At 41.3% G+C, this 12571-nt stretch carries 11 protein-coding genes; 2 read left to right on the forward strand and 9 right to left on the reverse strand.

Translation table 11 applies throughout. The annotated features are described in order from the left end of the window. Positions 1–102: 102 nt before the first annotated feature. Together A587_RS0111190 and A587_RS0111195 are read left to right on the forward strand one after the other, a co-directional pair. Positions 103–1092, forward strand: a complete 990-nt coding sequence (locus tag A587_RS0111190) for a WD40 repeat domain-containing protein (RefSeq protein ID WP_017217658.1) — start codon at positions 103–105, stop codon at positions 1090–1092. Between the two features lie 191 nt (positions 1093–1283). Next, positions 1284–1901 carry a DUF3667 domain-containing protein gene (locus A587_RS0111195; protein ID WP_017217659.1) on the forward strand — a complete coding sequence of 206 codons (618 nt, stop codon included), beginning with the start codon at positions 1284–1286 and terminating at the stop codon, positions 1899–1901. A gap of 67 nt (positions 1902–1968) precedes the next feature. Here A587_RS0111195 and A587_RS0111200 read toward each other — a convergent pair whose 3' ends face one another. The 9 genes from A587_RS0111200 to A587_RS25420 all read right to left on the reverse strand — a co-directional run bounded on the left by A587_RS0111200 (position 1969) and on the right by A587_RS25420 (position 12531). Continuing rightward, positions 1969–2220, reverse strand: coding sequence for a DUF2999 family protein (locus tag A587_RS0111200; protein WP_010369956.1), 252 nt, complete (start codon positions 2218–2220; stop codon positions 1969–1971). An 8-nt stretch (positions 2221–2228) separates the two neighbouring features. Further along, positions 2229–3428 carry an RsmB/NOP family class I SAM-dependent RNA methyltransferase gene (locus A587_RS0111205; RefSeq protein WP_017217660.1) on the reverse strand — a complete coding sequence of 400 codons (1200 nt, stop codon included), beginning with the start codon at positions 3426–3428 and terminating at the stop codon, positions 2229–2231. Between the two features lie 154 nt (positions 3429–3582). Then, positions 3583–5136 carry a hypothetical protein gene (locus tag A587_RS0111210; protein WP_017217661.1) on the reverse strand — a complete coding sequence of 518 codons (1554 nt, stop codon included), beginning with the start codon at positions 5134–5136 and terminating at the stop codon, positions 3583–3585. 160 nt (positions 5137–5296) lie between these two features. Next, positions 5297–6763, reverse strand: a complete 1467-nt coding sequence (locus tag A587_RS0111215; protein ID WP_017217662.1) for a hypothetical protein — start codon at positions 6761–6763, stop codon at positions 5297–5299. A 58-nt stretch (positions 6764–6821) separates the two neighbouring features. Next, positions 6822–7604, reverse strand: a complete 783-nt coding sequence (locus A587_RS0111220) for a hypothetical protein (protein ID WP_017217663.1) — start codon at positions 7602–7604, stop codon at positions 6822–6824. A 362-nt stretch (positions 7605–7966) separates the two neighbouring features. After that, a complete protein-coding gene (locus A587_RS0111225) occupies positions 7967–8746 on the reverse strand; it encodes a Hint domain-containing protein (protein WP_017217664.1) in 780 nt (259 codons plus the stop codon). A gap of 35 nt (positions 8747–8781) precedes the next feature. After that, positions 8782–10293, reverse strand: coding sequence for a S8 family peptidase (locus A587_RS0111230; protein WP_017217665.1), 1512 nt, complete (start codon positions 10291–10293; stop codon positions 8782–8784). A gap of 494 nt (positions 10294–10787) precedes the next feature. Continuing rightward, positions 10788–12227, reverse strand: a complete 1440-nt coding sequence (locus A587_RS24000) for a chitinase (RefSeq protein ID WP_017217667.1) — start codon at positions 12225–12227, stop codon at positions 10788–10790. A 118-nt stretch (positions 12228–12345) separates the two neighbouring features. Continuing rightward, positions 12346–12531 carry a hypothetical protein gene (locus tag A587_RS25420; RefSeq protein WP_083838447.1) on the reverse strand — a complete coding sequence of 62 codons (186 nt, stop codon included), beginning with the start codon at positions 12529–12531 and terminating at the stop codon, positions 12346–12348. Between the last annotated feature and the right edge of the window lie 40 nt (positions 12532–12571).

Here is a 12571-nt window from a genome sequence, read left to right on the forward strand (position 1 = left end):
ACGCCGATATATAAATACAGCACAAGCCATTTTTGGTACTGTCATTAGGAAGTGTTTAACTTTCTTTGAGAAAGAGGGAAAGGCTAAAACTTAAGGTATGGAATGAGACTCGCTTTTTACACAATGATAGTCGCTTTGCTTATCCTCACAGGATGTAGCAAAAGGCAAACTCTAGCGCCAACAGAGCAAATACAATTGACTCAGTTGCCGGTTAGTCTCGCCCAACTTTCTAGTGACGCTGCGCTAACCTTACTACTCATTAACGATCATTTACTACAAGTATGGGATAACCAAAGCCAACAGCTGATTAGACAAATCGAAGGAAGTAAATACCAACTTACTTTTCGTGACGCTTTAATAGCGCCGAGCAAGCGCAGTATTCTGAGTATTTCGGACACCCAACTCAACATCTGGCAATTGCACTCAAACGAAGTTGTCAGTTATCCATTACCTGAGTTTGACTCGTTTATCCGCGTTACCAAAGCCCTGTGGTCCAGCGACGAGCAGTTTATCGTCCTTGGCTACAATGACGGCAGCATACTACTTCTGAGTTTAGATGAGCAAATCATCACCAGAATAAACCTTCATGAAAGCAGCATTACACATTTGATTTTTAATCGTAACTTGACCTCGCTCTACTCGGCCTCTTTAGACGGTCACGCTAAAAAGCTTGAGTTAACTAGTAAAGAAGTCACTGTAGATTATGAGCTGCCTCATCGTATTACCAGTTTGGCATTATCGCAAAATGAAAACTGGCTGTTCGTATCAGACGCCCTGCAAGACCAAAAATTCATTGATACGCGCACAGGTCAAGCAGTGTTATCTCTATCCTATCCTCAGCGCTTCAAGTTTTTTCGAAGTGCACAGTTCGTAGCTAACGACAAGTTTCTACTAACCACCTCTTCCAAGGAATATATTTCGCTATGGGAATTAACGTCGGGAAAAGAAATTGTCAGTTGGCCAATAGCACAACTGAATCTGGGCAGCACCGTTTGTGATGTACACATCTCCGATAGTAATGTGCTTACGACGATAAGCTCAGATGGGGTATTGGAAAAGTGGGCCTTAACACCTATATTGTTTGATTATTAGAGACAAAAAAAGGTAGCATTCGTCGATAAGAAAAAATAATAAATACATTTATGGAACACTCAAATTTTGACAATCAATCGCACTGTTTAAATTGCCACACTCAACTTGTTGGCGAGTACTGCTCAGGTTGCGGACAGAAAAAAGCGTCGAGATTGACCTTTAAACACTTACGCATTTTACTTCAAAGCGCAATGCTTGAACTCGAGTCCCCCTTTTTTAAATTGCTTTTTGGATTATTACTTCGACCTTTTAAGACCATTCTTGGATACTTAAATGGACAGAGAAGTCGCTTTGGTAATCCCTTCAAGTTTAGTTTTATTCTACTCACCGTGATCGTGCTTGCCTCGCACCTACTTGAAATCAGCTTCATATCCAGCAGTCAACTTTTGGAATCGAAAGAGCAGCTCAAATGGCAATCTGAAATCGCACTATATGAAGCAACGCACATTTATCGCGTCTTTATTCTGGCATTCTTACTCGGATTAGCCGCTAAGTTAGTGTATCGTTCTGCGCCCTACACAATGCTGGAGTACGCTATAGGACACCTACTCATTCTAACCCTAAGCATACTGATATTCTCAATTCCACTAATGCTGGGTATCTTCAGCGAGCAGCTTTACGCAATTTTTTCGCTCTTATTTTCTGGTTTGTACAGCATAATACTGAACTATAAAATGGCAGAAAATGAGCTAATAAAGTGGAAAAATTGGGGTAAAGCAATGCTTGCCTACGCGATAGGATCGATACTATTTTCTGGTATTCTCGGATTTTTATTTGGGGTGTACGGTGGTTTTACTCACAAGATTTGATCTGCATGTGAATAATTTAGCTAAGCCTTAGACAAGTCTGAGTTTGTCTAGGGCATAGCCATTAATACTACTGTTTTAGCTGTGCTTTTGCAGCCTCAACCTTTTCAAAATCAAGACCTAATTCGTTAACTGCTTCTTTGATTAATGCAGGATTTTGCATTACCAAGCCCATCAACTGTTGAAGCTTTTCGGGTGGAATTCCTAGTTGCTGAATAGTCGCCATCGCCATCATTGGATTTTCAGTCAGCTGGGTAAATACCGCTTGGATCTGTTCATCCGAAATATTGTGCTCTTTAAGTAATGCAATGATTGGGTTCATCTTGTTTCCTAACTAATTTTTACTAATCGTGCGGCGTAAAAACCGTCAAATTCTGAATTTACTCCTGGCAGTAAATGTAGTGAGTCTTCTAACTGCCAGTTGGGGTTATTTGCCAAAAAGCGTTCAACCTGCTGCTCATTTTCAGAAGGAAGAATGGAGCAAGTTGCATACACCAGTTTGCCGCCCACCTTACACATTTGACTGTAACGCGCCAGAATATCGGTTTGCAAAGCAATAAGTGTGTCTAAATTTTGCGAATTCAAGTGCCACTTTGCATCTGGATTCCGCTTTAATACACCAAGACCAGAGCAAGGCACATCCAATAGCACGCGATCAAACTTCTCTTTTTGGCGCTTAATGGTTTTATTGTTTTGAATAACACGCGTTTCAGCTACATGCACACCAGCACGTTTCGCTCGTTGTTTCAGCGTTTCAAGCTTATGTTCATGGATGTCCATAGACAACAAGCGACCTTTATTCTCCATTAGCGCCGCTATATGTAAGCTCTTGCCACCAGCGCCTGCACAGGCATCAACCACTTTATGGCCAGGCTGTATTTCTAAAAAAGGCACTATTTGCTGAGAACCGGCATCTTGCATTTCAAACCAACCCGCCTGAAACGCTTGAGAGCGAAACAGATGGCTATTGGACTCTACTTTTAGCGCGACATGAGAATCAAGCGCAATCTGTGAAACTTTGATCCCTTCTTTTGCTAAAGACTCTGTTACTGTCGCAATATCGCTTTTTAGGCTATTGACTCGCAAATATTGTTGAGCACTTTGATTTAGCGCGGATGCAACCGCTGGCCACTGCTCACCCAGTTGTTCATGCGCAACCTCGTTTAACCAATCAGGTAATGATAAACGAACGGCTTGAGGCGCCTGCTCAATTAAGCTTTGCAGCTTTTCCAGATTATAACGCTCGGTATCCACCCACTCTGGAAGCGGCTGCGCTGTAACGACTTGGCAAGTTAACCAGTAGCCAAAGCCATCTAGCGGCATTTCTTCATGCTCAAGTAGGTAAGCCAGTAACCGTTTAAAGCGGAAGATATGGTAATAATTGCTCACCACATACTGCCTTTCATCAAGGTTCCACTGAGGGTTGTTCTGTAGTAATTGAGTTAATGCTTTATCGGCATGAAGAGAAGTATCTAGCACATGTTCAATGCACTCAGACAGAGTTTGGACTAACGAGCGAGTTACAGACACGATATGGTCTCGATTATTGCTAAAACACTATTTTAGCGCGCATACCAAAGGGCTTCAATTGGAGTTTATGATATTAGCTGAAATTAAGGTAATGAATCGAAGCACACAACAATATGCGACTTCGATTCATTTTTACATTATTACAGCGAGTCAATTATCGGCTTAAATATCCAATACGGTTGAGCTCATCAGCTCGGTGACGCAATGGGTCCTGAATACGACACATCCCCAGCCCTTGTTCAATAAACTTAGCGAGCATCTCATTTCCTTGATAGCCGCCAGAATCATTACAAGAGTCTGGTAGTAGTCTTGTTTTTAACACCTGAGGGTCAAAGGTGCTCACACCCGTTTCAGTAGCAAGCTTTACCTGCTCATTTATCGCGTATGATGTTGCAACTGGTGTTGTCCAAGAGGAGCCATACAAGGCTTGCTCTACACCATAGCGCATACCAAGCACATCAGGTTCCATTTTAGGCGTACTATTTTTTGCCGTGCTGTCGTATGGGTCATAACCGACATTAATATACAAATCGATGCTCTCATTGCCGACAAAACTGTCTGGCTGTTCTACATAAACCTGTTGCCACTCAGATTTTCCAAATGGCTGAATTGTCGTGTTTTTTGCTGAAGTCGAATACTGATAAACCCGAACTCGATTGCTAAATTGCATGAGATCTAAGTCATCATTGCTTGTCACAGCATCAATATTACCAGCATGAAATGCAAGCGCTCTGGGTGAGCCAAATATTGCCTCATAAACAGGCTTCAAAGCATATAAAAATTCAGTAGCTTTTGCGTTATTCAGCTCTCCCGCACACGCATTTTGCTCCCATGCGATATACACATCTTGTAGCGTAAAGCCGCCCGAATAGTTAATAAATTCAACTTCGTTCGCTTCAATAATATCAGCAGTTAACGAGCTTGCTGCACTTGTCATGAAACGAGAAAATTCACTGACATCTTGCGCACAGAGCGCGTTTTTATGCTGAATAAAAGGTGAGAAAGACTCAGTATCAATAGCAACAAACTCTGCCTCAGGGTTATGCTGAGCAAGATAACCGAATACCTTAGTGCCATGACTATTAAAATTGCGCTTCGTGACTCTATCTGCTTTATCAGCAGGCACTACATCCCTATATTTAATAGCGAGATCAGATAACCACGCGGCGGGTAGAAATGCTGGCTGCGGAGAGTCAAATTTTTCATTCGTAAAGGTAAACTGATTGACCTCTGTTAAAAGTTTAACTCCCAGCTTTGAAAGGTTTACCTCTGGGTTATCCGCGATAAAAGTTTTGGATTGAGGGTCATATTTAAACGCAGCTTTGACTCGAGATCGGTATCTAAGCGCCGTATGAAAGTCCATTCCATAATCTAAAACTAGCAATGTTTGCGATGACTTTGTCCGAGATTGGTCAAACACTCCATCATTAAACTTTACATTAACGATATCGCACATTTCATGGGTCGCTGTCGTATCTGTACAGTTTATGCCTTGCGAGGTTATTACTTCAATTGCATCTGCGACGAACTGTTTGCCCTGCTGTTCAATTGCGTCCATAAACACACTGGGATCGGGCTCAACTATAACAGGATCTGGCGGCAGTTTAATTGGATCCGGTACAGGTTCATTTGAATCACTTCCTCCACCGCAACCAGAAATAAATAACAAAGACGAAACGGCAAATAAAGTACCTGTTATTTTAACCATAAAACCTATCCTTAGAATGGTGCTCGATACATTGTATTTTGCCTACCAAGCAAAATATTCAAACACAACAAATTAACAAAAATTTTTCTTAGAGACTATATCATGGATTGTCAAACAGGCACCATAAAGTAACAAATTAGTACAAAGTCCTAATTAGCTACTAGTTTAGATACTGTTGACGATTCAACTCATCAATACGATGCTTCAATGGATCTTGAATTCTACATACTCCTTCACCATCACGAATAAATTGAGATAGCTTAAAGTTGATGAAATAGCCACCATTGTCAAAACACTGATTTGGTAACAAAGTCTGCTTTAACAGCGCGGGATCAAACCAAGTTATTTGCCTATCAAGCTCAAGTTGAGTTTGTGTCGCAATCGCATAGGAAGTGGCGATCGGCGTAGCCCAAGAGGACGATGGAAACTCCCAATCGGCACCGTAGCGCATTCCATAAACATCAGAGGCCATCTTCGGCGTGCTATTCTGTTCCCAGAAGTCGCTTCTTCCATAGCCAAAGTTTACAAATAGATCGATATACTTATCACCATTAAACTCAGAAGTATGATCTACAAAAACCTGTTGCCAATTTAAATCGCCTGTAGCCGTTATATTGGTGTCCACCGGACCGGTGGTATAGGACATCACGCGTACCCGGTTAGGGTATTCAGTTACATCTAAAGGATTCTCACTACTACTAGCACCAATCGCACCGGCATGAAGGCCTAGTACTCCGTGGGTATTAAACAGTACATCATAAATAGGCTTGATACTCTTAACAAATTCGGTAGCGGTACTATTGCTCAATTGGCCATTACATGAGCTAGAAGACCACGCATTACGGACATCGGTTCTTTCAAAGCCGCCGGAATAGTTTATATACTCAACACCATGCTGCTCAATAACATCGGCTCGTAAGGAATTAGCAGCCCTTTGCATTTTGCTATGTAACGCTTCGATATTACGGCTGCAAAGTGCATCTTTATGATTGATAAATGGAGAAAAGCTCTCAGTATCAACAATGACAAACTCGGCATCAGGATTGTGTTGTGCTAAGTAACCAAAAACCTTAGTTCCGTGACTAAAGTGCGGCTTTCCAGTTATATGATCGTATTTATCGTGTTTCGCTATCGAAACATATTTAGCCGCTAACTCCCCAAGCCAAGCCGCAGGCAAAAAGCCACTTTCGGTATACCCTGTCTCGCCATTGAGATAAGTAAATCCGTCAAGCTCAGTTAACAACTTTTTCCCTAATTTTGAGATAGTCACCGATGGATTATCAGCCACAAAAGACTGGCTCTGATGATCATATTTATACGTCGCGATGACTCGGCTTCGATAACGCAATACCGTTTGCAAATCCATACCGTAATCTAATACCAATACAGTCTGCTGCGATTTAGTCCTTTGCGGATCATAATTACCGTCATTAAAATGAACAGTGACAGAATCACACATCGGGTGTGATTGTTCGGCCAAATCACAGGCAATATTTTGCTCCGTCATCCAGTTAATTGAATCTGAAATATATTGCTGAGCAAATGGTTTAACAGGGTGCATACTGGCATGACTTGATGCTACATATAAAGCACTCAATAAAAAAACAGTTTTTGTGGAGTTACCCATTACAAAGTCCTTCTTTTAAATCTCTTGATTTACGATGATGTAAGTTAAAACACTATTTTTACGACTGCTTTTTAAATAACTTCTGTACTATTAATATTGTTTCATCTACGCTTTTCTTACGATTGATAACTGCACCAAATTGATTGGCATAAATCTTCCTGATATCAGTATGAAAGTCGTCATAATATCCGAGTTCCATCATTACAGTCTCTGGAGAATCAATCACTTGTGTATCTCCATAGGTAGCAATGGAAGCATAAACCAAATCTTCAAGATCTAGGTCTCTGCGCTTTTCGATCGTCTCACCGTTTACCAATTTAGCATTTAATGCGTGTGCAACTTGGCCAGTAGCCTCATACAAAGGCCCCGGTTCTCCCGCTTTGGCAAGTTCGTCTAACAAACGAATTGAAAATACTCTAACCAGCGCTTGTTGTTCACCAAATGTTTTTTCAGCGTGCTCATAATCTACAAGGCTTTGCTTTGCAATTTCAATCATCTTGGCGTCATGCAATAAGTCTTGCATCTCTTCGCTAATAAAAGAGGCAGAATTAAACTTACCCACTGACAATTGCATTCTCTCAAAAGCCGTTAATAATCGAACCTCAGGGGTGGCAAGTTTAGGATCGGCTTTAGGTAACTTAGTATTGATTTCATTGATAAGATTTTTGTCTAACTCATCGAGTTTACTTAATTCCACTTCCTCACTTTTAGCGAGTGTTGCTATTGGATTATTTCTTACCTCATTTTCCGCCCCAACTTCTGCAGCAGAAAACAAGTTAAACTTAAAAGCTGCCAGCGCTATCACAGCGATCAAACTTGTAATCAAAATACTTTTTTTCATAAGAATAAAACCTAAAAATTAAACCGAGACATAATTTGAAAGATAAAAACCTGCTTGTGTCCGAACTGGAAAATACTGCCAAATTTATTATAAAAAATAGCCATAATAGCTTTTCAAAAGCCTATGCAGTATCAGGGCTATGCTACTCATAATGGCAACTTTACTCATTGCTATCCCGCCGCTTCAAGCGTCTTATAAACACCACAGCTATTTTTTAGCGGTATATACAGCGTTTGCGACGGAACAACTAAACTGATTTAAATACAATCACAAGTAAAGACTGCTGTCTCAAATAAAAACCCAACTTTAAATCAAACAGATAGAAAAAAGGGAAGGAATAACCTTCCCGATTGAAGAATTATTTACTGGCGTACTACAACTTGGCCTAATTCAGCTTGTAGCTGATTTTGCCAAGTTAAATCACCAACTAAAATGTCGTTTGCAATAATGATGTGATTTACTACTTCTGCACCATTGGTTTCAAAGTTGTATACATCCAGCTCGGTAGGCTCACGAGTAATTGAAGCAACTGAAAGCTCAACGCCATCTGCACGCAACATCGTTTGGCCTAACTCAACATCTTTAGCAGCAACCATCGCGCCATTGCCTAAAAGCATACCGTGGTGCTGAGTCACTTTAAGTTCAGAGCCATCTTCTAAAGTAAACACGTAAAGATCTGATTCTTCAGCACCTTTAGTACGCGCTCTCATTTCAAACGTGTTTGTCGATAGCAAGCTCAAAGAAGCATCCTTTGCCAGACCAACCAAACCATAGCTATCATCTATATGTTTTGCTGCTACATCGACAATATCACCACCTTTGGTAACACGGATTAATGTATTCGCTTCAAAACAACCACACTTACATACTGCACCAACCGTTCTGTCGTAAAAGTCGACAACAGGATAGAAACCATTTGCTTTACCCCACTCACCAGCTCTAGCAGTGATATAGCCCTCACGAACAGCCCAATCTATACGTTTAACACACTCAGTCGCTGAAATAGCCTTTTTTGCACAGCGTCCATGAGCGGCATTATCGGTAGTCGCTTGACTTTGATAAGCAGCAATATCCATTGCCGCTTCTGATTTGAATGCAACAAGTGCAAACAACGTAGTGAATAAAATCATCAAAGATCTCATAGAAAAATTTCCTTGTAATTAATGTAAATTGAAGTTTATTTCACAGCTTCAGCTTTAAGGGTGACATTATTAAAAGCACTATACCCATAGGCTGATAAGTACCAAGTGCCACTCGCAGGGTTAGTGATGACACATGACTCGTTTGAAGTATCTGGATTTTCTGAAGCGCAGTCGTTATCGATAGGATAAGGTTCTTGACCATGCTTGATATAAAGATCAGCATCACCAGTTCCACCGGATAAACTAACTACCAATTTGGTCGTGCCTGAAGCAACATTGAAAGGGAATACTTTAGACTGGCCTTTGTTACCACTGACTATTTCAACTAAGCCATCTCCAGGTTGGTCTTCAAATTTTGCATAAACCAATTTGTTTGGCGAACCAACCACATCCGAAATTTTGTTTTGAGAGGCATTGTTACTAATTGCCGCAGTCACCTGAGCTGGATTTAGGTTTGGTGATTTAGACAAATGTAGTGCAGCTACACCAGCAACGTGAGGTGATGCCATTGATGTACCGCTAATCGTTTTCGTTGCACTATTAGAACCAATCCATGCTGACGTGATTGAAGATCCAGGCGCGAATACGTCGACACACTTCCCGTAGTTAGAAAAACCAGATCTTGCGTCATTGATATCTGAAGAGGCAACAGTGATTGCAGAAGGCTCGCTTGCTGGTGATTTAGAACAAGCATCACCTCGGTCATTGCCCGCAGCCACTACAAAAGTAATGCCACGATTCACCGCATTTGCTACTGCGTTATTAACAGCTTGAGATTTGCCGCCTCCCAAACTCATATTTGCAACAGATGGTCCAGAAGCATTACCCGCTACCCAGTCGATCCCTGCGATTACGCCAGCATACGATCCCGAACCACTACAGTTAAGAACTCGCACACCAACTAAATCTACAGCTTTGGCAACCCCATATTGCGAACCACCGATTGTACCTGCAACGTGTGTACCGTGACCATTACAATCCTGAGAAACAGCGTCGTTATCAACGAAATCATATCCATTTCTTGCACGGCCACCGAAATCATTATGGCTGTTTAACACCCCAGTATCGATTATGTAAGCAGTGACACCTTGACCGTTGTTCGCACCTACATATTTCTTATCCAATGGACGATCTCTTTGATCGATGCGGTCCAAGCCCCATGTAGGGTTATTTTGTAACGCGTGGAAATCAGAGAACTCTGGATCAATGGTAAAAGTCGCATTTTGCTCAATGAACTTAATATCTGGATGAGAAAGCAGCTTCAATAACTGCTCGGAGCTTGCTTTAACAGCAACACCGCCTAAGTTATCATATTGATACTCAACATCTAAGCCAAACTCAGCGCTTAACTTCGTCGTTAACGATTCCGTAAATGCCGCTTTAGTGGTGATATCCGCATTAATTAGAGCAGCCGGTGTGTTGTACACAATAATATAGCTGTCTTTAATCGCCTGTGATCCCGACGAGTTACTGTAAAACTCAGCTGCTTGAACTGTAGACCCAAGCATAAGGCTCAATAACAAGGGAGTTATTTTCCTTTTTTTCATGATTTTTCCTTTTTATTTTAAAAATCAAAGTAAATTCCGATTTATACCGACTAAAAAGTAATGCAAACTACAACTTAAACTACAGATATACATAAAAACACATTTTAGCGGCAATAAATTTACACATAAAAAACAAAAAAACAACAAAGCAAACATCAGATGAAAAATTCAAAAAAACAAAACAAAAAAACCAAAATTAGCAATAATTTCAGAAACTTAAAAAAAACCACCCAAAATCATCGAAAAGCAAAATAAAACAAAGAACACAACAAGCAGCTTTTTGAAATATTAGAAAAATAAAAATAAACCAAAAAACATCACAAAAATGATAAACAAGCGTTTAAAAACCTTAAATAAATAACAATAAAATAAGATGACAATTGTAGTAAGGTGGGCTGTTTTGAAAAAATCAATAGAACTAAAAGTAATACAAGGCGTGTTTTAGGAAAAAATAAATCTATTAAGAGTAGAGGCGGGAAACCCGCCAACACTATTTAGTTAACAGCCAACCAAGGACCCGAGCCATCGGCAGTTGGGATATTTCCTTTGGTCCACCATTTGGCTTCGTAGATCACACCATTGTAGCTCGCTCTATCACCTTTTAAGTAAACCTTGTCGGCATCCCAAGCGGGCACACCGTCAACAGGCGGTTCAGTCGGGTTGGTTGGTAAGTCATCAACGACACGAACTTCAGGCCAGCTTGCGTGTGATTGATAAAAGTTTGTCACGCATTTCTCGTAATCTCCCGGAACCAGCGATGAATAAGCTGTTTGATACCCCACGAGTTTACACTCAAATGAATAACCTCCAGGGCGGTCTGCATAATAAGCCCAATCACCTTCCCAGTTGGTGTAAAGGACATCAGTCGCGCCGTCGAGGTTTAAGCTGCCGTATGGTGTTTGCTGCCAACAGGTATTTTCTTCATCAGCTTCAATGGTGATGTTGTAATAATGCGAGAGTCCTTCCCAATAACGAATGCGGTTAACGGGCTGACCTTTGTCTTTATTTTGCGCGCCGCATTCAATACCACCATTGATAATATTAATCGTGGTACCAAAGCCATAACCAATCCCCGCCTCACTTTCACGCAATGATGGCGTCCAAGTTCTATCAATAACGTGTAACATTGCAGGTTTTGGCGCTTGCGGCGTTAAGAAAAACCAAATTGCAGACGCTAAATTTAGCCAAGAGTCTGCTACTAAACCTGGGTTGTTTAAAAGCACCGTTGCATCACCATTAAACATAACTTCACTAAATGCGCCATAGTTGAAGTGATATGAAAGCTGCTTAGCGCCTCGGCCAAAATATCCTTGTCCTGTCCCGCATGGCCAGCGGCGATTCTGCCAGTCATTTTGTCCACACCCCGTGGTATAGCCTGCTTGCCCTTCTGACCAACCCATTTCACGCACATGAACCAATGCTTGTTGCCACTCTTCTAACCCGAGAGGGTTATCAGAAGTGTTGTCTTTGGCAATATGCCCCCCCGTTTCTTGGGCAAAATGCGCAAATGCAGTCACGATTGAGCGTTTACAGATTGCGTCGGCGTCTCGGCCATCTGTATAGTCGCCACAAAATGCGGGAAACTTACCAATAGCACGCAAAAAGCGCGTATAGGTGTATTCAGGCGCCGCCATTTGCGTCAGAAATTGCCACTGAGTTTGACCAAATACTCGCTCAGCTCTTTTTACATTATCTGGATTACTGGCAAGCCCCGGCGCAATGGCCTCTACAACGGCATTATCTCTTGTTTCCAGTGCTTTAGACCAAATCGCATACATAGGGTTATTGGTCTTCGCGCTCCGGGCATTATCCAATTCTATTCGAGAAACAATATAACCATTGGGGTTTTGTGGATCGGGTTGCGGACTCATGGCCATCACTTGACTTGCAGTTATGGCAAGCGAAACTGCGGTCGCTAATTTTAGACTGTTCATACTTTTCCTTTACATGTTGTTGTTAATAGTGGAACCCACCAATTCAACAATTATTAACAAAATGACATCGCTGTCAAATTTTGTTCACTTTTTATTCTTACAACACATATAATAACGTTCACAAAAATCGATGAACCCTAGCGTTTTTGGTACATAATCCAACGTGGTATGCTAGGGCCTGTTGACCTTTGCGGTTTGATTTTTGTTCTTCTGAGTGTGTTTTGGTCGCGACGCTCGACTTGCCGCCTAGTGATCTAGGAAAAAGTTGAGCAACAATGAACAAAGGGCAGCGCTTGATTGGCATTTCTACTATGTTCTCGCCTGACTCACATAGAATGACTATG

The organism is Pseudoalteromonas sp. NJ631, from assembly GCF_000276645.1.
Classification (GTDB): Bacteria; Pseudomonadota; Gammaproteobacteria; order Enterobacterales; family Alteromonadaceae; genus Pseudoalteromonas; species Pseudoalteromonas piscicida.